The organism is Collinsella sp. SGI.033, from assembly GCF_050315135.1.
Lineage (GTDB): Bacteria > Actinomycetota > Coriobacteriia > Coriobacteriales > Coriobacteriaceae > Collinsella.
This window is the reverse complement of sequence record NZ_JBNPOK010000010.1, coordinates 1-20,946: the sequence shown is the minus strand read 5'-3', so window position 1 is coordinate 20,946 and position 20,946 is coordinate 1. Positions and strand designations below refer to the sequence as shown.

At 61.1% G+C, this 20,946-nt stretch carries 20 protein-coding genes and 2 tRNA genes; 2 read left to right on the top strand and 20 right to left on the bottom strand.

Features of this window, described 5'->3' with window-relative positions; all coding sequences use genetic code 11:
• Nucleotides 1-53 precede the first annotated feature (53 nt).
• The gene (locus ACQRC0_RS04620) at nucleotides 54-539 is read left to right on the top strand and encodes a cob(I)yrinic acid a,c-diamide adenosyltransferase (RefSeq protein ID WP_427728136.1); all 486 of its coding nucleotides are present in this window, start codon (nucleotides 54-56) and stop codon (nucleotides 537-539) included.
• Nucleotides 540-624: 85 nt separating this feature from the next.
• Here ACQRC0_RS04620 and ACQRC0_RS04615 read toward each other — a convergent pair whose 3' ends face one another.
• The 4 genes from ACQRC0_RS04615 to thyA all read right to left on the bottom strand — a co-directional run bounded on the left by ACQRC0_RS04615 (nucleotide 625) and on the right by thyA (nucleotide 4,501).
• Complete coding sequence (locus tag ACQRC0_RS04615; RefSeq protein ID WP_427728135.1) at nucleotides 625-1,974, bottom strand: MATE family efflux transporter; 1,350 nt, start codon at nucleotides 1,972-1,974, stop codon at nucleotides 625-627.
• A 126-nt stretch (nucleotides 1,975-2,100) separates the two neighbouring features.
• Nucleotides 2,101-3,015, bottom strand: coding sequence for a TrmH family RNA methyltransferase (locus tag ACQRC0_RS04610; protein ID WP_427728133.1), 915 nt, complete (start codon nucleotides 3,013-3,015; stop codon nucleotides 2,101-2,103).
• A 109-nt stretch (nucleotides 3,016-3,124) separates the two neighbouring features.
• Entirely contained in the window at nucleotides 3,125-3,643 is a 519-nt protein-coding gene (locus ACQRC0_RS04605; protein WP_427728132.1) for a dihydrofolate reductase, read from the bottom strand.
• Between the two features lie 9 nt (nucleotides 3,644-3,652).
• Nucleotides 3,653-4,501 (bottom strand): thymidylate synthase, encoded by an 849-nt coding sequence (gene thyA, locus ACQRC0_RS04600; RefSeq protein ID WP_154515464.1) that lies wholly within the window; start codon nucleotides 4,499-4,501, stop codon nucleotides 3,653-3,655.
• A gap of 216 nt (nucleotides 4,502-4,717) precedes the next feature.
• Between thyA and ACQRC0_RS04595 the strand changes: the two genes are divergently transcribed.
• On the top strand, nucleotides 4,718-5,476 hold the full coding sequence (locus ACQRC0_RS04595) for a NifB/NifX family molybdenum-iron cluster-binding protein (protein WP_427728129.1): 759 nt from the start codon (nucleotides 4,718-4,720) through the stop codon (nucleotides 5,474-5,476).
• 116 nt (nucleotides 5,477-5,592) lie between these two features.
• On the opposite strand, the gene ffh is transcribed toward ACQRC0_RS04595, so the two are convergent.
• The 16 genes from ffh to ACQRC0_RS04515 form a co-directional block, all read right to left on the bottom strand.
• Nucleotides 5,593-7,077: a signal recognition particle protein gene (gene ffh, locus ACQRC0_RS04590; RefSeq protein WP_427728127.1), complete on the bottom strand. Its 1,485-nt coding sequence runs from the start codon at nucleotides 7,075-7,077 to the stop codon at nucleotides 5,593-5,595.
• Between the two features lie 10 nt (nucleotides 7,078-7,087).
• Nucleotides 7,088-8,005 carry a signal recognition particle-docking protein FtsY gene (gene ftsY / locus ACQRC0_RS04585; RefSeq protein ID WP_271807278.1) on the bottom strand — a complete coding sequence of 306 codons (918 nt, stop codon included), beginning with the start codon at nucleotides 8,003-8,005 and terminating at the stop codon, nucleotides 7,088-7,090.
• Nucleotides 8,005-11,541, bottom strand: a complete 3,537-nt coding sequence (gene smc, locus ACQRC0_RS04580; protein WP_427728125.1) for a chromosome segregation protein SMC — start codon at nucleotides 11,539-11,541, stop codon at nucleotides 8,005-8,007. Before smc ends, ftsY begins: the two co-directional genes overlap by 1 nt.
• Nucleotides 11,542-11,551: 10 nt before the next feature.
• The gene (rnc, locus tag ACQRC0_RS04575) at nucleotides 11,552-12,277 is read right to left on the bottom strand and encodes a ribonuclease III (RefSeq protein WP_154515455.1); all 726 of its coding nucleotides are present in this window, start codon (nucleotides 12,275-12,277) and stop codon (nucleotides 11,552-11,554) included.
• Between the two features lie 3 nt (nucleotides 12,278-12,280).
• A complete protein-coding gene (locus ACQRC0_RS04570) occupies nucleotides 12,281-12,523 on the bottom strand; it encodes an acyl carrier protein (RefSeq protein WP_154515452.1) in 243 nt (80 codons plus the stop codon).
• A 117-nt stretch (nucleotides 12,524-12,640) separates the two neighbouring features.
• The gene (gene plsX, locus ACQRC0_RS04565; protein ID WP_154515449.1) at nucleotides 12,641-13,657 is read right to left on the bottom strand and encodes a phosphate acyltransferase PlsX; all 1,017 of its coding nucleotides are present in this window, start codon (nucleotides 13,655-13,657) and stop codon (nucleotides 12,641-12,643) included.
• A gap of 88 nt (nucleotides 13,658-13,745) precedes the next feature.
• Nucleotides 13,746-13,925: a 50S ribosomal protein L32 gene (rpmF, locus tag ACQRC0_RS04560; RefSeq protein ID WP_022094017.1), complete on the bottom strand. Its 180-nt coding sequence runs from the start codon at nucleotides 13,923-13,925 to the stop codon at nucleotides 13,746-13,748.
• Between the two features lie 64 nt (nucleotides 13,926-13,989).
• The gene (locus ACQRC0_RS04555; RefSeq protein ID WP_154515446.1) at nucleotides 13,990-14,544 is read right to left on the bottom strand and encodes a YceD family protein; all 555 of its coding nucleotides are present in this window, start codon (nucleotides 14,542-14,544) and stop codon (nucleotides 13,990-13,992) included.
• Complete coding sequence (locus ACQRC0_RS04550; protein WP_154515443.1) at nucleotides 14,544-15,041, bottom strand: ATPase; 498 nt, start codon at nucleotides 15,039-15,041, stop codon at nucleotides 14,544-14,546. The genes ACQRC0_RS04555 and ACQRC0_RS04550 overlap by 1 nt, the downstream gene beginning before the upstream one ends.
• A gap of 68 nt (nucleotides 15,042-15,109) precedes the next feature.
• Nucleotides 15,110-15,607 carry a pantetheine-phosphate adenylyltransferase gene (coaD, locus tag ACQRC0_RS04545; RefSeq protein ID WP_154515440.1) on the bottom strand — a complete coding sequence of 166 codons (498 nt, stop codon included), beginning with the start codon at nucleotides 15,605-15,607 and terminating at the stop codon, nucleotides 15,110-15,112.
• Complete coding sequence (gene rsmD, locus ACQRC0_RS04540) at nucleotides 15,600-16,244, bottom strand: 16S rRNA (guanine(966)-N(2))-methyltransferase RsmD (protein ID WP_154515437.1); 645 nt, start codon at nucleotides 16,242-16,244, stop codon at nucleotides 15,600-15,602. Before rsmD ends, coaD begins: the two co-directional genes overlap by 8 nt.
• A complete protein-coding gene (recG, locus tag ACQRC0_RS04535; RefSeq protein ID WP_427728123.1) occupies nucleotides 16,241-18,418 on the bottom strand; it encodes an ATP-dependent DNA helicase RecG in 2,178 nt (725 codons plus the stop codon). The genes rsmD and recG overlap by 4 nt, the downstream gene beginning before the upstream one ends.
• 10 nt (nucleotides 18,419-18,428) lie before the next feature.
• Nucleotides 18,429-20,090, bottom strand: coding sequence for a DAK2 domain-containing protein (locus ACQRC0_RS04530; protein WP_427728121.1), 1,662 nt, complete (start codon nucleotides 20,088-20,090; stop codon nucleotides 18,429-18,431).
• Nucleotides 20,091-20,117: 27 nt separating this feature from the next.
• Nucleotides 20,118-20,507, bottom strand: coding sequence for an Asp23/Gls24 family envelope stress response protein (locus tag ACQRC0_RS04525; protein ID WP_187361832.1), 390 nt, complete (start codon nucleotides 20,505-20,507; stop codon nucleotides 20,118-20,120).
• Between the two features lie 161 nt (nucleotides 20,508-20,668).
• A tRNA-Asn gene (locus tag ACQRC0_RS04520) sits at nucleotides 20,669-20,743 on the bottom strand.
• Nucleotides 20,744-20,776: 33 nt separating this feature from the next.
• Nucleotides 20,777-20,851 (bottom strand) — tRNA-Asn (locus ACQRC0_RS04515).
• Nucleotides 20,852-20,946 lie beyond the last annotated feature (95 nt).

Sequence of the window (20,946 nt, the reverse complement as noted above, 5' to 3'; positions counted from 1 at the left end):
AGAATACCCCACCCGGCCGGCGATAAACCGACACCGGGCACGAAAGGACAGAGATGGCATCACTGGAAGTCGGCAAGGTTCAAATCTATACGGGCGACGGCAAGGGCAAGACGACGGCTGCGCTGGGGCTCGCGCTGCGCGCCACGGGCTATGGACTTAACGTGCTCATGCTTCAGTTTGCCAAGAAGCTGCACTGCGCCGAACATGACGCAGCTCCTCAATTGGGGCTTTGCATCGTACAAGCCGACCGCGACACGCCCGAAGCCTGTGCCGCACAGATCATGGAGCTGGCGCGCGAGCAGATTAGCCAAGTCGACGTGCTGATCTTGGATGAGCTGGGAGAAGCCATGCGACGGGGCTTTGTGACGCGCGAAGATGTCGAAGCGTTGATCGCTATGAAACCAACCACCACGGAGCTCGTGCTCACTGGCCGCGGCTTGCTGCCCCTCGCCGACCTTGCCGACCTCGTAACCGAAATGCGCCCCGTCAAACACTACTTCGACGAAGGCCTCCTAGCCCGCCAAGGCATCGAATACTAATTGATCCAAAGGGGACGGAGGAAAACGAATCATCGACATCACCACGGAGAGCAATGATCCGTTTTCCTCCGTCTCATACGGATCATTAGGCAGTAGCGCGGCCTAGCCAGTTGCCGCTGTGGTGGTAGATGGTGAACATCGTGGCCGTGATGAGCCAGGTTACGGGGTAAACCAGCAGCAGGAGCTCAAGCGACGGATCGAAAGGCATGATCGCAAACACCCAGATCACCCTGAGCACGACGGTGCCGAAAATCGTGAGAATCATGGGCTGCAAGCTCACGCCGGCACCGCGAATGGAGCCCGACGCGTTTTCGATAATCGAGAAAATCGCATAGAACGGCGCAATAAAATGGATGATGGTCGTGGTGTAGGCCGAGATCGAAGCATCGTCGACAAACAGACGCGACAGAGGACCCGAGAACACCAGCAGCACGGCAGACAGGCCACCAATGAGCATAAACGACAGCACGAGCGACGTATGGTAGCCCTTGCGCATGCGCTCGTAGTTGCGCGCGCCAAAGTTCTGTGCCGAGAACGTGGTGATCGACACGCCAAGCGCCTCGGTAACCATCCAGACAATGCCATCTAAGCGGCCCGAAAGACCCCAAGCCGTGGTGACATCGGCACCAAACGAGTTGACCGACACCTGAATCAAAACGTTGGAAATCGAATACGCAGCAGACTGAAAGCCAAGCGGTAGACCACACGAGATCATGCTCTTGCAAATACCAGGATCAATGCCGAGTTTGGACAGTGAAAGCCGCCACGCACCCGGTGCGCGCATCATGCGAATCACGATCATCGTGGCGTTGGAGCAAATGGTCAGCGCCACCGCAATGCCGCAGCCCAGAGCCTCCATATGCAGCACGGCAACGAAGATGACATCCAGCACCACATTAACGAGGCAGCCGGAAGCGATGATCACGGCAGGTCCACGCGTGTCGCCCACGGCGCGCAGCAGTGCCGTTCCCATATTGAGCAGCAGCGCCGCAACCATGGCGGCAAAATAGCAACGAGCATAGGCCACACCCTCGGCTAATAGTTCATGCGGCGTATTCATAAGCACCAGCATGGGCTCAACGAACACTATGCCCAGAATCGAGACAACGATACCGCCCACCAGAGCGAGCGTCATGGCCGTATGGACCGAACGACTCAGTCGCTCATCATCGTGCTGGCCAAAATACTGACCCGTAATAACAGCACAGCCGGCGCCAACACCGACGCAAAAACCGATGCAGAGCTCCGTGAGCACCATCGTGGCCTGGATGCCGCCCAACGCGAGCTTGCCGCCAAACTGACCGACGATATAGGTACCGATAAGTGTGTAGGCCTGCTGAAAAAACGAACTAAAAAAGATGGGAACGCACAGCGAAAGCAACTGCTGCCAAATAACACCCTGTGTTACATCGATAGCCGTAGATTTCTTAGCCACACGCCCTCCCCACCAGCGCACGTCAAACAACAAAACGTCAATTTTATGACCAAAGCCGACACCAGCTTAGCACCGACCGGCGTCAACCGAAACACCCGGACTCAGAGCCCGGTGCAAAATATCTGCCTAGTGATACAGTCCCGGCTGGTAGTGATACTCGTTGCTCACGTGCGGACACAACTGCCAAAAAGCGACAGCACTCGCCGCGGCCACGTTGAGCGAATCGACCCCGTGCGCCATCGGAATACGCACAGCCCGGTCACAGCCCGCGATGGTCTTGGCGCCCAGGCCGGCGCCCTCGGTGCCCATAAAGATCGCCAACCGGTCAATCTCCCGCAACGCGGGATCGTCCAACGACACCGAATCATCCGTCAATGCCATGGCGGCACACGAAAAGCCGGCATCGTGCAGCGCCGCCAGCCCATCATGCGGCCATACGCGCGCCTCGCTGCCAATGCGCGTCCAGGGCACCTGGAACACCGTGCCCATGCTCACGCGGGCCGAGCGGCGGTACAGCGGGTCACAGCAAGTGGGGCTCACCAAAATGCCATCGACATTCAACGCTGCCGCCGAGCGGAAAATCGCACCCACATTAGTATGGTCGACAATACCCTCGAGCACGCACACGCGCACCGGGCGCTCACCCGCCACCTCGACGACGCCGTCCAAGAACTCATCAACCGGAATCTGACGCGGGCGACGGAACGCCGCGAGCGCACCGCGCGTCACGTTAAAGCCCGTCAACTGCTCCATGAGCTCCATGGAGGCCACGAACACAGGAACCGGACCTGCGCCCTCGCGTACAACCAGACGCTCGAACAGCGGCATCATCTGATCGAGCCAGCGCTCACCCAAAAGAAAGCTCACCGGCTCGTATCCGGCACGCACCGCGCGCTCGATGACCTTGGCGCTCTCGGCGATAAAGATGCCCTTTTGCGGCTCCAGCACGCAGCGCAGCTCGCGCTCCGTCAGTCGCACGTAGGCGTCGAGCCGCTCATCATTAAGGGAATCGATTCGCAGCACCTCAACGGCATCAGTCATAGCAGCCAGCCCGTACCCTTCTTTACAGCACATCTATACCAAACGAGGCGACGCTAAGCGCCGCCCCATGCATTCAATCAACCCGGTGATACCGTTCACGCCAGACGATTTAAGCATCAACACGACGATATGTCACAAACTCATAATCGAGGCCTTCGTCACCCTCGCCCGCGGCAATCGTGGCAACCCCGTCGCGCCGCACAACTTCCCACGCAGGATCGACATCCAAATTGGGAAAATACGTGTCCACGGCATGGGTGCAATGGTTGTGCGTGACCTCGGCCTCCACGCAGTACGGCAGAAACTGCCGATAGACATCGCCGCCACCGATCACCCAGGCAACGGGCTCATCGGCAACCGCGGCCAAGGCCTCGTCAACGCTATGCACTACGTCGACACCCTCGGGGGCAAAGCCCTCGTCGCGCGTGAGCACAATGTTGCGGCGGTTCTTGAGCGGACGCCCGCCGGGAAAACTCAGCAGGGTCTTGCGTCCCATAATGACCGGACAACCCTTGGTGCACGCCACAAAATGGCGCATGTCGGCACGGTTGGACACGACCATGTCACCCTCGCACCCAATGCCCCAGTCATCGCACACGGCGACAATGGCAGAAAGCTTACACGTCATGCGCGTCACCTACACCGCAATGGGGATGTTCTTGACCTGCGGGCCGTGCTCATAGCCCTCAACGATCAGATCATCAGTCGTAAACGCGTAGAAATCATGCACATCGGGGTTGAGCGTTACCTTAGGAGCCGCAAACTGCGGACGCTCGATAAGCTCGCGGACGATATCGACATGACGGTCGTAAATATGGGCATCGGCGATCACATGCAGCAACTCGCCCGCGATCATATCGACCGACTGCGCGACCATCATCAGCAAAATGGCGTACTGGCACACATTCCAGTTGTTCGCGGCCAAAATGTCCTGGCTGCGCTGGTTGAGAATCATGTTGAGTGTTGGCTTATCGTCCTGCGGGCGCTGCGTGACGTTATAGGTCACGCTGTAGGCGCACGGATACAGGTGCATCTCGGACAGGTCGCTAAACACATACGTGTTGGTCATGATGCGACGGCTGTACGGCGTGTGCTTAAGGTCGTACAGCACCCGGTCCATCTGGTCAAAGTCACCCTCGGCATAATGGCTCTTCTGCCCAATCTGATACCCATAGGCCTTGCCGATGGAACCGGTCTCGTCGGCCCACTCATCCCAAATATGGCTGTTGAGGTCATGCACGTTATTGGACTTCTTTTGATAGATCCACAAGATCTCGTCCATGGCAGATTTGAGGGCCGTACGACGCAGGGTAAGCGCCGGAAACTCCTCACGCAGGTCGTAGCGTGCCGTGACACCAAAGTTTTTAATGGTATAGGCAGGGGTGCCGTCCTCCCACACCGGACGAACCTTTTGGCCCTCGGTAGTGGTGCCATGGTCCAGAATATCGCGGCACATGGCTACAAACTGTTGATCAGCTTTGCTCATTGACCCTCCTGTCAGTCGCCTATAAGCGATTTTTATTGTAGCCCAGGCGCGCAGCATCGAATTGCACACTTGGGGCGGCACACGCAATGCACGGCAGTACGGCTCCGCATTCGCAAATGCTGCACCTTTAGCTTTTTTGACATATGCCAAAAATAGCTTGAGCGGCTCCGCATACGCGCTATCCTATTGTTGACATATGTCAGATTTGGAGAGTGTATGGCAGGAAGACGCGAAAAATTGCGCCGCGTTGGGATCATTCCCGAATATCGCGGCTTCACCCCTGACGGCCTTGCCAGCGGCGACGCCATCGACATGACGGTCGATGAGCTCGAAGTCCTACGGCTTTGCGACCTGGAAGGCCTCAATCAGGAGGCCGTCGCCCAGCAAATGGGCATCGCCCGTGCCACCGTGGCGGCCATCTGCAGCCGCGCGCATCGCAAGGTGGCAAACGCGCTGGTCAACGGGCGAGCACTTAGAATCGAGGGCGGCAATATCGCATACTCCCCTACACCTACGACGACGGCCATATGGCCAGCAAAGGAGGTCGGCACCATGAGGGTGGCAACGACGTACGACAACGGCAACATCTTTATGCACTTTGGCCGCAGTGAGCAGTTCAAAATCTATGACATCCAGGATGGCAAGGTGCTCAACGAGCAGGTCGTAGGCACCGGCGGCACTGGTCACGGCGCCCTAGCGGGTCTGCTCGCCAACGGTGGCGTCGATACGCTCATCTGCGGCGGTATCGGCGGCGGCGCCATCAACGCGCTCACCCAGGCAGGCATCACGGTCTATGCGGGCGCCCAGGGCAGCTGCGACGCCTGCGTCGAGGCCCTCATTGCCGGCACGCTCGCGCAGACCGGCGAGGCCACCTGCGACTGCCATGGGCACGAGCACGCCCACGAGCATGGCGAGTCCTGCAGCTGCCACGGCCACCACGACCATGATGGGCACGAGGGCTGCGGCTGCCACTAGTGGCAAGCACCTCAACGCCAACACGCTTCCGCGCGTGAGAAAACCTGCGAACGAACGGCGAAGGCCGCCTGGAGTACCATCCAGGCGGCCTTCGCCATACTCGACTCAACCAGTCGTTACTTTTTATTACGCATCTGCGCTTCCATCTGGCGCAGCAGGTCCATATCGGACTTGGGACCACCTGTTCCCATGCCACCCAGGCCGCCCATGCTGCCCAGGCCCATGGCATCCAGACCGGGAATGTTGGGCATGCGCATCTTTTTGCCTTTTTTACCCTTCTTGCCCTTCTTGCCGCCGGCTTGCGCCTGGTTGGCCATCGAGCGCATGCGGCCCATCATCTTGTTCATCTCGCCCCACTGCTTCATAAGGCTATTGACCTCGGTGGGGGTCACGCCGGCACCCTTGGCGATGCGGGCGCGACGCTGGCCGTTGATGATGGAAGGGCGCAGGCGCTCCTCCTTGGTCATCGACATGATGATGGCCTCGTTCTTATCGAAGATGCCCTCATCCAGGTTGCCGCCCATCTGGTTGAGCGCGCGCTGGCCGCCGGGAAGCATGCCCAGAATGCCCTTCATACCGCCCATCTTCTTGACGGCCTTCATCTGGTCGAGCATGTCGTTCATGGTAAAGCCCTCGCGCAGCATGCGCTCGGCAGCCTCGAGCTGCTCGGCATCGGCTGCCTCCTGGGCTTTCTCGATAATGCCGACGACGTCGCCCATGCCCAAGATGCGCTTGGCCATGCGATCGGGATAGAACGGCTCCAGCGAATCGGGCTTCTCGCCCATGCTCACGAACTTGATGGGCTTGCCGGTCACCTGGCGCACCGAAAGCGCGCCGCCGCCACGGGCATCGCCGTCGAGCTTGGAGATGATCACGCCGTCAAAGTCGGTGCGCTCGGCGAAGGTCGAGACAACGTTGACGATATCCTGGCCGGTCATGGCATCGACGACCATCAGCACCTGATCGGGCCTGACGGCCTTCTTGATGTCCACGGCCTCCTGCATCATCTGCTCGTCGATCTGCAGACGACCGGCGGTATCGACGATGACCACATCGCGCAGGTGGTCGACGGCCTCCTGGATGGCGCCCTTGGCAATATCGACCGGGTGCTCGCCGTCACCGCGGAAGACCGGCACGCCGATCTCTCCACCAAGCGTGGCCAGCTGGTCGGCAGCGGCGGGACGGTAGACGTCGCACGCGGCGAGCAGCGGCGAGCGGCCCTGCTTCTTGAGCAGGTATGCTAGCTTTACAGCCGCCGTGGTCTTACCGGAGCCCTGCAGGCCCACGAGCATAATGACGTTGGGAATGCGGTTGCTAAAGACGAGCTTGCTCTCGGTGGAGCCGAGCATCTCGGTGAGCTCGTCGAGCACGATCTTGACGACGTTTTGCGCCGGCGTCAGCGATTCCATGACCTCGGCGGTCATGCAGCGCTCCTTGGTCTTGGCGACAAACTCCTTGACGACCTTAAAGTTGACGTCGGCCTCGAGCAGCGCCATGCGAATGTCGCGCATGGCCGAGGTGATGTCGGCCTCGGTCAGCTTGCCCTTGCCGCGCAGGCGGTCAAATGTGTCGTTGAGGCGATCGCTCAGAGAATCAAACACTGGTCACTCCTTAGTTGGACTCGCCCACCAGGGCGCGGCAGAAATCTTTGGCATTAAACTCCTGCAGGTCATCGACCTGCTCGCCCACGCCCACGCGCAGGATCGGGAGCTTGAGCTTCTCGGCCACGGCCATGGCGATACCGCCCTTTGCCGTGCCGTCGAGCTTAGTCATGATAATACCGTCCAGACCCAGCGCCTCATTAAACTCGAGCGCCTGGTTCAGGCCATTTTGGCCCGTCGCGGCATCGATCACGAGGACGACCGAGACGGGCATGGGACCGGCGGCCATATTGGCGGCGCGCTTACGCGTCACGTTGACTACCTTGGCAAGCTCGCGCATGAGCTCGGGGCTCGTGTGCAGACGACCGGCGGTGTCGATGAGCACCAGGTCGCTGCCGCGCTTATCGGCCTCGTCGAGCACGTCGTAGCAAACGCTTGCCGGGTCTGAGCCGCGGTCGCGCTTTATGACGGGGACGCCGGCTCGCTGGCCCCACACATCGAGCTGTTCGATGGCGGCAGCGCGGAAGGTATCGGCCGAGCCGATCACGACGTTCTTGCCACGGGCAGCCATGGCGCTCGCGATCTTGCCGACCGTAGTGGTCTTGCCGGCACCGTTGATGCCCACAAACAGCACGCAGCTCGGCGTGTCGGCGAACGGATCGCGCTCGACGGGTACAAAATGCTGCTCGAGCTGCTCGGCCAGGGCGCGGCGAAGCTGCGGGGCGGTCTTGAGGTTCTTCTTGGCCGCGGCATCGCGCAGGTCGTCGGAGACCTGGATGGCGACCTCGGCACCCATGTCACCCATGACGAGGGTGTCCTCTAGGTCCTCCCAAAAATCCTCGTCGACCTCGCCGCCAAAGTAAAAGACCTCGTTGAGGGCCTCGCGGCTACGCTCAAGTCCGCGCGAGAGAGCATCGAAGAATCCCACTATGCATTCACGACCTTTCCGGTTTCGCGATCGAGTTTTTGCGAGACGACGCGACTGACGCCGTCAGCTTGCATCGAGACGCCGTAGAGGACGTCAGCGTCCTCCATAGTACGGCGCTGATGCGAGATAACCAAGAGCTGCGTATCGGAACGCAGCACGTCAAGCGCGCCGATGAGCTTGGACAGGTTGGCGTCATCGAGCGCCGCCTCGACCTCGTCCAGCACATAGAACGGCACTGTGCGCGTGCGATACACGGCAAAGAGCAGGGCGAGCGCCGTCAGGCTCTTCTCGCCGCCCGACATGAGCATCATCTTGGTGATGCGCTTGCCGCGCGGCTGCGCCACGACCTCGATGCCCGTCTCGGCCGGGTGCTCGGGGTCGGTCATCTCCAGATGCGCCTGGCCACCCGGGAACAGCATGGCGAAGATCTCGCGGAAGTTCGCATCGACCTTTTCGAAGGTCACCAGGAAGGCTTTACGCATCTTGCGGTCGATGGCCACGGTAATCTTGGTGAGCGCCTTGCGCGCGCTCTCCAGATCGGCCAGCTGCTCCTCGATGTAATCGGCGCGGCGCTTGAGCTGCTCGTACTCCTCCATGGCAACCTGGTTCACAGGGCCCAGGTTGTTGATCTGGCGCACGAGCTGGTTGAGCTCGCGCTCGGCGGCGTCGCGATCGGTGGGAGCAGGAAGCATGAGCGCTTCCTCGAGCACGGTGGTGCCATCGGCGGTAATGGCCTTGATGGCCGCCTCTACCTGCACCTCGAGCTTGCCGCGCGCGACCTTGAACTCGTTTTGTGTCGCCGTGGCGGCATCGACCCGCTCCTTGGCGCGGGAGACCTCGGCCTTGGCATCCTCGATGGTTTTCTTGAGCGAAGCCGAGTCTGCCTCCTCGAGTGAGGCCTGGTCACGCAGGCGCGCGGCCCAATCAGACGCACGCTCCAGCAGGGCCGAATAGCGCTCGTGCATGGGATCGACACGCAGGCGCAGCAGCTCGAGCGAGCGCGAAGCCTGACGTGTTCCGCGGATACGGCGGTCAATGCCCTCCAGGCGATGCTCCAGATCGGGCACGCGGCCCTTCAGCGAACGCAGGCGCTCGCTCGTCTGGGCCAGGCGCACCTTGGCATCGGCGAGCTTACCGGCTGCCTCGGAATCGTCACGGCGCACGCGATCGAGCTCGTCGTTGGCTTCGGCAATCTGGAGACCCAGGTCGCTTGCCTGCGCACGGGCCTCGTCACGCGAACGGGTGAGCTCGTCAACGCGCGGGCGCGCGGCGCGAACGGCCTCCGCCGCCTGCTCGCGGCGCCTGGAGATGCGCGCACGCTCGACCTCGGCGTTGTTGGCGCTTTGCTCCAGGCGGCCAATCTCGGAGAGCAGCGAGCGGCGCTCGCCCTCAAGACGGGCGATCTCGCCGGCGGCATCACCCTCGGCGGCACGCGCCTCCTCGACGGCCGCATTGGCCTCGATAACCTGGTTCGACACATGCTCAAAAACGGCAGCCAAATCGGGCTCCAGGCCTTCGAGCTCGCGAATGCGGCGCTTCCGCTCCAGGGCACCCGAGGCCTCGCCGGCATCGAGCCCCACGCGCACCAGGCCACCAAAGCTCACGCGAGCGCCATCGGGCGTCACATAGGTCACACCGTCAACGACTGGCGCCGCCAGCGCACAAGGCAAGTCATCGACCACGTAATAGCCGCCGAGCAGTGCCTCGACAATCGGGCCATAACCGGCACGCACGGACAGGCGATCAACCAGACGCGAACCGGCAGCACCCTCGGCAGCAGCAGAGCCGCTCACACCACGCGCCACCAGCAGTGCCTCGCCCGAGGCCTTCTTTTGGTCCAAAGCCGCACGACCGGCACGCTCAAGCGTGGCGGCGTCATCAAACAACAGGGCATCGATATCGCCGGCAAGCAGCTGCTCGACCAGGCCCTCAAGCTCACGCGGCGCCTCGAGCACGTCGCCCAGACGGCCCGTTACGTCATCGCCCAATGCCCCTACCAGACGGCTCACCAACGGCGAGCTATCGGCCATACGGGCATCGAGCTTCTTTTGGCTCGCAAGCTCAGAGCGCACCTCGGACAGCTTGTTGCGCGACTCGCTCTCACGGGCGCGCAAGTCCTTCAACGCCGCGCGGGCGACCTCGGTGGCCTGGCGCGCATCGGCCTGAGCTTGGCGAGCCTGATCGAGCGCGCCGTCGAGCTCCTCGGCGCGGTCGCGACGGCTCTCGAGCGAGGCCGTGACCTCCTCGAGCTGCTCGTCAATCTGCTCCAGGCGCGAGGCGTACATGTTGTCCTCGACCTCGGCATTGCTCAGCGAGTCTTTCACCTTGGCAAGCTCGAGCGCAGCCTTGTCGGCCACGCGCTGCACATCGCGTTGCTCGCGCGTAAGCTGCGAAATCTGATTGTCGAGCGCAACACGGCGCTCGTGGAGCTCGGCGGCGGCAGGGCCGGCGGCGTCAACGTCGTCCTGGGCCTGCATGTGCGCACCGGTCACTTCCTCAAGCTGGGCACGTGCATCCTCGAGCTCCTCGACCACGCGACGACGCTGATGCTCGGAGCTCGAAATCTGGCCGCGCATATCGGACAGGCGCGACACCATATTGTGTCCCTTTTCCTCGAGCAGGCGCATATCGGAGTTAATACGGCCGACCACATCTTGCATATGACGGCGCTGTTCGCCCAAGTCGCCCACAAACAGGCCCTTTTCCTCGAGCATCACCTGGAGCTTCTCGAGCTCGCGCTCCTTTTCGCCCAAGCGGTACTGCGCAAGCTCCAGCTCGGCGGCACCCTCTTTGGAACGGCTCTCCAGATCGTTCCACTGCGACTGCAGCGAACGAAGCTCGTCAACGGCCAGCATCTGCGTAAGCTCGTTCGCGCGCGAGGACAGCTCTTTGTACTTGCGCGCGCGATCGACCTGACGCTCCAACGGTCGCAGCTGACGGGCAATCTCCTTATTGATGTCGCGGGCACGAGTAAGGTGCTCGTCCATCGACTTAATCTTTTTGAGCGCACGCTCTTTGCGGCGCTTGTGCTTGGAAATGCCGGCAGCCTCCTCGATAAGGGCGCGGCGCTCCTCGGGACGGCTCTGCAAAATGGCATCGAGCTTGCCCTGGCTGATAATGGAATGCGTATCCTTACCCAAGCCCGAATCGTGCAAAATGTCCTGGATATCCATCAGGCGGCACGGACTCGAGTTGATGAGGTATTCGCTCTCGCCCGAACGATACATGCGGCGGGTGATGGCAACCTCATCAAAGTCGACAGGCAGCACATGGTCCGAGTTATCGAGCACCAGCGTGACCTCGGCAACGCCCACCGGCTTGCGCGCCGACGAGCCCGAGAAGATGACGTCCTCCATGGCCTGGCCGCGCAGCTGCTTGGCGCTCTGCTCGCCCAGTACCCACAGAATCGAATCGGAGATATTCGATTTTCCCGAGCCGTTAGGACCGACGATGACGGTCAGGCCCGGCTCAAACGTCATATGGGCGCGGTCGGCAAACGACTTGAACCCTTTGAGCGTAAGGGACTTGAGATACACGGTTCCTCGCTTAAACGGGCTTCTTGTTGAGAATCACACCGTTGGTGGTGTAACCCATGCGGTCGAGCGCCTCGAGTGCAGCGGCTCCCTCGGCCTCTTTCTTAGAGGCGCCGGTGCCGCGGCCCTGACGGATACCGTCGACAAGCACCACGGCGGTAAAGGTGGGCGCATGTGCCGGGCCCTCGGAGCCTACCAGCTTGTATGCCGGGGGCTCGTGACCGTCTGCCTGCACGCACTCCTGCAAGAACGACTTGGGGTTCGCGGGGTGCTCGGCACGCTCTGAGGCCAAATGGGGCTTAAGCGTGCGGTGGATGAACTCCGCCGCCGCATCCCAGCCGGCATCGAGGTACAAGGCACCCACGAGCGACTCATAGACGTTCTCGAGCGCCGAGTTAAGGCCGCGCGCGCCGGTACCGGTCTCGGAGGCGCCAAAGATGATGATGTCGTCGATGCCCAGCTCGTGCGAAACCTCGGACAGCGTGGCACCCGAAACAAGCGATACCTTCAGACGCGTGAGCTTGCCTTCATCGAACTCGGGATAAGACTCAAAGAGCGAACGGGCAACCACGGCGCCCAGAATGGAGTCACCCAAAAACTCAAGCCGCTCATAGCTGGCAGAGACCGGCTGCCCCTCTACTGCCGAGGGGTGGGTGAGCGCCGCGCGTAGCAGCACCTTGTTATTAAACTCATGGCCCAGGATTTCCTGAGCGCGCGTGAGTCGTTGAGATAAAGCCAAGACCTAGGCCTCCCTGGCGTTTTCGATAGCGTCGACGGCGTCGGCAACGGAGGTGAGCGACAACAGGGTCTCGTCATCGATCTCGAGGTCAAACTCGTCCTCGATGGCCGTCACCAGCTGCAGGCGCTCGAGCGAATTGGCATCGAGGTCGTCAAAAGTTGTCTCATCACTGATCTCGGCAACGTCAACACCCAGCACGTCGGCAGCGACCTCGGCGATCTTGTCAAAGATTTCGGAGCGATCCATAGCGCGTCCTCTCATAAGTCGTGGAATACAATGTGTCGCGCGGGCGGAAGCCGCATTGCAGCACGGCTCCGATTCTACCCCACGATGCATAGCTTGAGCCACGTAACGGAGCTCTTGCTAAACGATACCTTCCATGGAATTGGCAATGCTTTCGATAAGCCCGGCTCGAACGGCCTGAGCCGCGGCGAGCGTACCGTTCTTAACGGCTTCGGCCGACGTGGCGCCATGGCCAATCAAAACGACGCCGCGAAGGCCCAGCAGGATCGCGCCGCCCTTGGCATCGCCCGAGAGCTTGGCTTTCATCTGGCGCATCTGCTTTTTGATGAGCAGCGCGGCGATCTTGGTACCGAGCGAAGACATAAAGGCGCCCTTGAGCTCTTGCAGCAAAAACTTGGCAGCGCCCTCGGTTGCCTTGAGCGCAATATTGCCCGACATGCCGTCGGCGACCACAACGTCAAAATTGCCCGACGTAAGATCGGTGCCCTCGCAGTTGCCCACAAAACCGGGGACCGCGGCTTTCATAGCCGGGAAGCACGCCTTGGTAAAGTTAGAACCCTTCTCGTCCTCGGTGCCGTTGCCAAGCAGGCCCACACGCGGATGTTCGATGCCCAGGACCACGCGGGCATAGGCTGCACCCATCTGGGCAAAGCGAACCATGTCGTCGACCTCGACATCGGGGTTGGCCCCCATGTCACACAGTACCGTAAGGCCACCGGCGCGGTTGGGCAGCGCATTGGTGAGGCATGGGCGCACCGGCTGCTTCTTACCCTCTACCAAATATCTAAACGGCGTCACGTAGGCGGTGGCGGCAGCCGTCATGGCGCCGGTCGACCCCGCGGAGAAAAACGCGTCCGCGTTGCCCTTCTTAATAGCACGGCAGGCAAGCACGATCGAAGACTTACGCTTGGTCATCACGGCGCGGATGGGATCGTCGTCCATGGCGATGACATCGGGGGCCTCCAGAGCCTCCACGCGCGCGTGCGCCGCGGCAAAGGGGTTGACGATATCGGCGGGGCCAACAGCAATGACCTCGATATCGGGATCGGCGGCAAGTGCGGCCTCAATACCGTCGAGGACAACTTGGGGCTTCTCGTCTCCGCCCACAACGTCTACACAAACGCGAACGTTACTCATTTCAAGTGCTCCTTATACAAAAATGGCCGACTCATTGAGCCGGCCATTGTGGTTCCAGTTGGAACGGCATCGTATCCAGAGTATACAGTTACTCGGTAACGATAACCTCGCGGTCCTTATAGAAACCGCAGCTGGGGCACACGTGGTGCGGGAGCTTGACAGCGCCGCAACGGGGGCACGTGGACTGAGCCGCAGCCGAGATCTTCATGTTGGCGGAACGACGGGTATGGGTACGGATACGACCCTGCTTTTGTTTAGGTACGGGCATAGTGACCTTCCTTATGAACTATCCAGTGTGGCGATTACGCGCAAGTAGCGATACTACCACATTTTTACTCATCAAGATTGAGATTCTTCAATGCTGCAAATGGATTTTCCGTGGCAGCGGCCCATTCGGCCTCGGCCTGGGCGGCGCAATCGCATTGCTCGACGTTGAGATTGATCCCGCAGGTGGGGCACAGGCCGCGGCAATCGGGCTTGCAGAGCACCACAAACGGCGTGTCCATGACAACGGCGTCGTTAATGGGCTCCCCCAGATCGACAATGCGGTCCTCGCCCAAAAGCTCGTAACCGTCCTCGTAGGCCTCGGGATCCTCGGGCTCCTCAAAGAGGTAGAACTCCTCGATCTCGCCGGCGATATCAAACGAGGCGAGCTCAAGGCAGCGGTCGCATTCGCCGGTGGCGTGCGCTCGAACCATGCCGGAGAGCAGAACACCGGTGCCCGCATTGGTAAAAACCACGTCGTAAGCAATGCCGTCCTGCAGCTGGTACTCCTTCTCGCCCACCGTGTAGGTGGCGACATCGACCTTGCCGGTCAGCGGATACGAGTCTCCGGGAAACTCGAGCTGCTCGGAAAGATCGACGGTAACGCTCGGAAACTCAGCCATTACCACTGACCGTTCTGCTGGGCGGCACCCTCGTTGAGCTGCTGACGGCAACGGGTAACGGTGCCGGTCAGGCTCTTGAGGTTCTCCTCGAGATGCGTAAAGACCTGCTCGGCATAATCCTCGGCCGCATAGCGCGTCTCGCGCTCGTACTGCTGGGCACGATCACGGATATCGTCGGCCTGCTGCTGCGCCAAGCGGACGATCTCCTGCTCACCGGCAATGGTGAGTGCCTGCTGCTGAGCATCGGCAATGATGGAATCGGCCTGAGCGGCGGCGGAAGCCATAAGCTCGTCGCGCTCCTTGAGGATGCGACGGGACTTCTGCCACTCCTCGGGATAGCTCATACGGATCTCGTCAAGGATGTTAAAGAAGACGTCGGCATCGATAACCTTCATCTGGGCATTCTTGCCGAACGGCGTCTTAGCCTCTTCGATGAGCCCCTCGAGCTCCTCGACAAGGCTCACGATCCTGTCGCCAGGAAAATTCTCGCCCGGCATCCGGTCTCCTTTCATAGGTAACATGTCATCGTGTTAGTTTACCACATGCCATCAGGCAATATGAAACGTCACGAAAAGCGATGTTTAAGCGCTTCGACCACATTGGGCGGCACAAACGTCGACACATCGCTTCCGAGCGATGCGATCTGACGAACCACCGAGCTCGAGATATAGCCGTACTGCGGCGCACTCATGACAAAAATGGACTCAAGCTCGTTGTCCAGGCGATAGTTGAGGTCCGCCTGCTGCAGCTCGTACTCAAAGTCGGTCATGGCGCGCAGGCCCTTGACCACAGCACCCGCACCCTGCTCACGGGCAAAATCGACCAACAGGCCGGTAAAGGGCAGTACCTCGACACCGTCAATATCGCCCAGGGCCTCGCGGGCCAACGCCACGCGCTCATCGAGCATAAAGGTGGTGCCCACGCCGTTTTTGCCCTGCGACTCCGCCACGGCGACAATCACGCTGGGAAAAATGCGGCGGGCGCGGCGGATTACATCGATGTGTCCAAACGTGATGGGGTCAAACGTACCCGGAACGATCACGCGGTTGATAGTGTCATTCATGGGTATCCTCCAAAGGCACGTCCTCGTCAATATCGCTGTCATTAGCATGGTCGCACTCGTCCGCGGCCACCCAGCGCAGCAAGTCAACCGAGGTAATGCCGTAGCGTTTCTCTCGCACGGTCTCAAAACCAGCCGGATGAGCGCCCGCGTCGCTTGCGGCATGCTCAAACAGGGCAAAGGCCCCTGGTGCCAGCAAGCCCTGCTGGGCAAGATTGCGCAGCAGCTCCTCGACCGGCTCGGCACCAAAGGCATAGGGCGGATCGAGCAGGACCAGATCAAAGGGGCCGCCCGGAACACGGCCGCGCGAGGCGCTCGCCAACACATCGCCGGTAACGACGCGCCAACGCGAACGGTCGCGACACAGCGACTCGATATTCTTAGTGATCAGTCGGGCGGCATTGCGATCGATCTCGAACGTGATGAGCGAGCGAGCGCCGCGCGAGAGCATCTCGATTCCCAGGGCACCGGAGCCGCCAAAGGCATCCAGCACGCGGACCTCGTCCAGATCGAAATCGAATGCCGACATGACCATGGACGCACATGCCTCGCGCACGCGGTCGGTCGTGGGACGGGTGACATCGCGCCCACGCGGCTCTTCGATCTTGCGGCCGCGCCATTCACCGCCGATGATTCTCATCCTCCGCTGACCTCCTTGAAGATATGTCGATAACGCGCGGCGACCGCATCGCGCAAGGGACGCGTCGCCACGGAGTCAAGGTTGCAAGCATACCGCAAGAGCTCGACCGCGTCCAAATGGGCCCATTCGATAAGATCCTCGTCGGCGTCCAGGTCCACAAAACGCAGGGTCACACCGCCATGTTGGCGATAACCCAAGATTTCGCCCTCGTGGCGCAAGCGCAGGTCCATCTGCGCAAGTGCAAAACCGTCAGAGGTCTTTTCGAGCGCCCGCAGGCGGTCTTGCGCAGCAGAAACACCGCCATTGCCCTTGGAATGCGTCATGACCAGGCACGTACCCGACACGCTGCCGCGGCCCACGCGGCCTCTAAGCTGATGCAGGGCCGCCAAGCCAAAGCGCTCGCCGTTCTCGATAACCATGACGGTGGCGTTGGGCACGTCGACGCCCACCTCGACCACCGTAGTCGAGACGAGCACGTCGATCTCGCCGCGCTTAAAGGCGTCGATCACGCGGTCCTTCTCCCCCGCCGGCATGCGGCCGTGAAGACGCTCGACGGAAAGCCCCGGCAATGCCAGACGCAGGCGGTCGAGCTCGGTCGCGGTGTCGTGTAACGGCACGGGCACCGTCACGCGACCTTCATCGTCGCGAGCAATGCCGGGAACGTCTTCCAAATCGTCCGCGGAGTCACTCGGCTCCACAAGCGGGCAGATAACGTAAGCCTGCTGTCCTTGGGCATGCGCCTCGCGAATGGCACCGTAGGCCAGGTCGCGGCTCGACTCGGTGAGCACGCGCGTCGAGACGCCGGCCCCGGGGACGGGGCGATGACGAATGATGGACGTGTCCAGGTCGCCATAGACCGAAAGCGCCAGTGTGCGCGGAATAGGCGTGGCCGTCATAACGAGTAAGTCCGCACCTGGGCCTTTGGCACGCAGGGCATTGCGCTGCCCCACGCCAAACCGGTGCTGCTCGTCGATAACGACGAGTGAAAGATGTTTAAACGTTACGTTATCCGAAAGGACCGCATGGGTACCAAAGAGCACATCGAGCTCACCAGACTGCAGCTGCGCATGGATGCGCTCGCGCTCGGCGGCCGGGGTAGCACCCGTCAGGAGCGCCCAGGACATACCGGCCTGCGAGAGCAAAGGGCCGGTCTTATCGGCATATTGACGCGCCAGCACGCCCGTGGGTGCCATGACGCAGGACTGGGTACCCGAATCGGCCGCGACTGCCAGCGCGCAGGCGGCGACGGCGGTCTTGCCGGTACCGACATCGCCCAGCAGCAAGCGGTTCATCACGTGGTCGCCATCGCACATGTCATGCAGGATGTCTTGGAACGCGGCCTCCTGCTCGTCGCTCAGCGAAAACGGCAGGGCCCGCCTAAGCGCCGTCAAATGACCACCCGCGGTATGGGTGTAGGGAACCACCTCGACCATACCGCCGTCGTTGCGCAGACGAAGCGCCAGCTGGAGATAGAGGCATTCCTCATAGGCAAGCCGTGCGCGCGCGATATCGCGCTCGGCCATACTTGAGGGAAAGTGAATCGAACGCAGCGCACGGGCGCTGCTCATAAGGTGGCGCTTGGCGCGCAGGGGCGCGGGAATCGGGTCGAAAGGATTGCCGACAATCTCGAGCGCGCCGCTCACGATACGGCGCATCCAAGCCTGGCTCACACCGTCGCTCACATAGTGAACCGGAAGGATGGTGCCCGCGGCACGCCCGTCCTCGAGCTTTTCGAAATGCGGCGAGGCCATCTGCTTAAAGCCGTAGGCAAATTCGACCTTACCCATCACGGCAAGGCGGTCGCCCTGCTTGAGCTGCTGGGCAATCCAGGGCTGGCGGAAAAAAGCGACTTGCAGCACGCCCGTCTCGTCCACAAGCGAGACCTCGGTAACCTGCATACGCGGGCGGGGCTGCTTTTGAACGATACGATCGACCGTGGCGACGATCGTGCACACCATACCGATAGGCGCCATCTCGATGGACCAGGAGCGTGTAAAGTCCAGATATCGATGAGGGATATGGAGAAGGAGGTCCCCCACCGTCCTAATTCCCAGACGGCGAAGGGCCTCCTCACGTTTACCCGAAACATATTTGAGTCGCGCGATATCCTCGTCGAGCGCATTGCTCTGGGCAAAGCGCTCCGAGACGCGCGGCACGGAGCACAGCTCGGACATGGGCAGATGCCTACTCGATCGAGAAGATCACGGGATAGAGCGGCTGCTCGCCACGATGGGCGTCAATCTCCAGGTCGGGCTGAGCCTCCTCGATGGCGTCGACGATCTCCTGGAAGGCCTCATCGGACAGCTCCTCGCCGGCCAGAATCGTCAGCGCGTCGCCCTCCTCTTCCTCCTGCATGCGGTTGATGCAGTCGAGCGTGACCTGCTTCACATCGGAGCCGACCACGTCGATGGAGCCGGCAATGATACCCATGACGTCACCGGAGTGAATCGGAGAGCCGTCAGAGGCGCTGGAATCGCGCACGGCACGGGTGACCTCGCCATCGCGAACCTCGCTGATGGCATCGACCATGGCGGCGACGGCGTCCTCGAGCTCGGAATCGGGCAGCACCGCGAACAGAGCGGAGAACGCCTGCGGAACGGTCTTGGTGGGAACCACGGCGACCTTTTTGTCGGTGCAGGCAGAAGCAGCAGCCTCGGCAGCCATACGGATATTGCCGTTATTGGGCAGGATGATGACCGAAGTCGCGTTGACCTGGTCCACCGCGCCCAGCAGGTCGGCGGTCGAGGGGTTCATGGTCTGGCCACCCGAAACGACAACGTCGACGCCGAGGGACTTGAGGATGTCGGCCTCACCGGAACCGGCGGCAACGGCGACAAAACCCAGGGCCTTGGCGGGCTCGGCGGCCTTTTGCTGGTCCTCGTGGATCTTAGCGGTACGGTCGTGGGCCTCCATCTCCATGTTGTGGATAAAGACCTCGTAGATCTGGCCAAGCTGCAGCATGTGCTCGAGCACCAGGTTGGGGGTGTTGGAGTGCACGTGGATCTTGTAGTCGGGGTAGGCGCCCACGAGCAGCTCGCAGTCGCCCATGGAACCCAGGAACTTAAGGCACTCGTCCTCGTCAAACGGGGCGTCGGCCTTAAAGAGGAACTCGTTGCAGTAGCGGAACTCCGAGCCCTCCCAGTCGTCGTTGGCCTCGATCTCGACGCGACCGAGGGCCGCATCGCGGGCAGAGCCAGCGGAATCAAACGTGGTGGAGAAATCCTCGACAACGGTGCTGCGGCCCAGAGCAGCGGCAACAAAGTTTTCCAGGAAGATGGCGAAGCCAAAGGCGCCGGAGTCGACCACGCCGTTCTCCTTCAGAACGGGCAGCAGGTCGGGCGTGCGAGCCACAGACTGGTAGGCCTCGACGACGATGGCGTCGAGCGCGTCCTCGGCCGAGAACTTCTTCTTCTCGCACTCGTCGGCCTTGGTCGAGACGTCGCGCAGGACCGTAAGAATCGTGCCCTCGATGGGCTTGCGGACGGCCTGGAAGGCGACCTTGACGGCGCGACGGAAAGCATGCGCGATGTCGGCAGACGTGATGGGCTCATCGGCAGAGACGAGACCCTCGGCCACGCCGCGCAGGATCTGCGAGGTGATAACGCCGGAGTTGCCGCGGGCGCCCATGAGGGAGCCGTGGGTGATGGCGCCGGCGATGGCCTCCATATCGGCATCGGCGGGAAGGGCGGAAAGCTCCTTGGTCACCGAGGCGAGCGTGAGCGACATGTTGGTGCCGGTGTCGCCGTCGGGCACGGGAAAGACGTTGAGTTTATTGATCTCCTCGGCCTTGTCGGAAACGGCAGCCGCAGCGATCGGAAAACAGGTGCGAATGGTCTTTACAATCATGAGTATTTGAATCTCCGTTTTCGGATGCTAGTTCAGACGGCTCTTGAGCGCGTCGATGTGAATGCCGATCTTAAGGCTGGCGGGATCGATCTGGGCGATCTCCTGCAGGGTGAAGGCAACGGAGCTCGAAAGATTGTGGCAGACGGACTTCATGTTGACGCCGTTCTCGAGCACGACGTGAAGGTCGACCGTAAGGCCGTTCTCGTCGGCGGAGACAAGCACGCCCTTGCGGAGGCGCTGACCGGCAAGCAGGCGCACGCTCTCGGCGCCCTGGAGCTGCTCGGCCATACCGACGACGCCATAGCACGTCATCGCGGCATAACCGGCAATATCGGCAATAACGTCGTTCGAGACGCTCAGGCTGCCGTTAATGGTCTCAGACACAAGAATCTCCTTATCTGGTGCTCGCGGCACCATGTCGTGGGAGCAATCATTGCAATATTCTACAACGACCGCGCCATGTTGAGGTGGTGGGTCGCGGGATTACATCCTCGACACGAAATGTTGATATGGCAACGTTTGCGTTAAGCAATCGCGGCATGAAAAAACCCGCCGCAAAAGCGACGGGTTTTACAATCTGGCTCCCCGGGTAGGACTCGAACCTACAACAGCGCGGTTAACAGCCGCGTGCTCTACCATTGAGCTACCGAGGAATTTAAAGCCCAGCAGATTGGGCTGAGAAATTCTGGCTCCCCGGGTAGGACTCGAACCTACAACAGCGCGGTTAACAGCCGCGTGCTCTACCATTGAGCTACCGAGGAATAGGTGCATGCTCTCAAGCAACGAAGTTTATTATACGGACGAATCAGCTCAGGGCAAGAACTTTTTTTGAGAAATTTTCCGACCCAGTCATTGG

Bases quoted from the DNA above. Each gene is read 5' to 3' on its own strand.
- ACQRC0_RS04570 (WP_154515452.1), bottom strand. From the start codon at position 12,523: ATGGATCGCTCCGAAATCTTTGACAAGATCGCCGAGGTCGCTGCCGAC.
- rsmD (WP_154515437.1), bottom strand. From the start codon at position 16,244: ATGAGAATCATCGGCGGTGAATGGCGCGGCCGCAAGATCGAAGAGCCG.
- ACQRC0_RS04530 (WP_427728121.1), bottom strand. From the start codon at position 20,090: ATGATTGTAAAGACCATTCGCACCTGTTTTCCGATCGCTGCGGCTGCC.
- ACQRC0_RS04550 (WP_154515443.1), bottom strand. From the start codon at position 15,041: ATGCCGGGCGAGAATTTTCCTGGCGACAGGATCGTGAGCCTTGTCGAG.
- ACQRC0_RS04610 (WP_427728133.1), bottom strand. From the start codon at position 3,015: ATGACTGATGCCGTTGAGGTGCTGCGAATCGATTCCCTTAATGATGAG.
- ACQRC0_RS04620 (WP_427728136.1), top strand. From the start codon at position 54: ATGGCATCACTGGAAGTCGGCAAGGTTCAAATCTATACGGGCGACGGC.
- plsX (WP_154515449.1), bottom strand. From the start codon at position 13,657: ATGAGTAACGTTCGCGTTTGTGTAGACGTTGTGGGCGGAGACGAGAAG.
- thyA (WP_154515464.1), bottom strand. From the start codon at position 4,501: ATGAGCAAAGCTGATCAACAGTTTGTAGCCATGTGCCGCGATATTCTG.
- ACQRC0_RS04595 (WP_427728129.1), top strand. From the start codon at position 4,718: ATGGCAGGAAGACGCGAAAAATTGCGCCGCGTTGGGATCATTCCCGAA.
- ACQRC0_RS04525 (WP_187361832.1), bottom strand. From the start codon at position 20,507: ATGGTGCCGCGAGCACCAGATAAGGAGATTCTTGTGTCTGAGACCATT.
- recG (WP_427728123.1), bottom strand. From the start codon at position 18,418: ATGTCCGAGCTGTGCTCCGTGCCGCGCGTCTCGGAGCGCTTTGCCCAG.
- ACQRC0_RS04555 (WP_154515446.1), bottom strand. From the start codon at position 14,544: ATGGCTGAGTTTCCGAGCGTTACCGTCGATCTTTCCGAGCAGCTCGAG.
- coaD (WP_154515440.1), bottom strand. From the start codon at position 15,607: ATGAATGACACTATCAACCGCGTGATCGTTCCGGGTACGTTTGACCCC.
- rpmF (WP_022094017.1), bottom strand. From the start codon at position 13,925: ATGCCCGTACCTAAACAAAAGCAGGGTCGTATCCGTACCCATACCCGT.
- ACQRC0_RS04605 (WP_427728132.1), bottom strand. From the start codon at position 3,643: ATGACGTGTAAGCTTTCTGCCATTGTCGCCGTGTGCGATGACTGGGGC.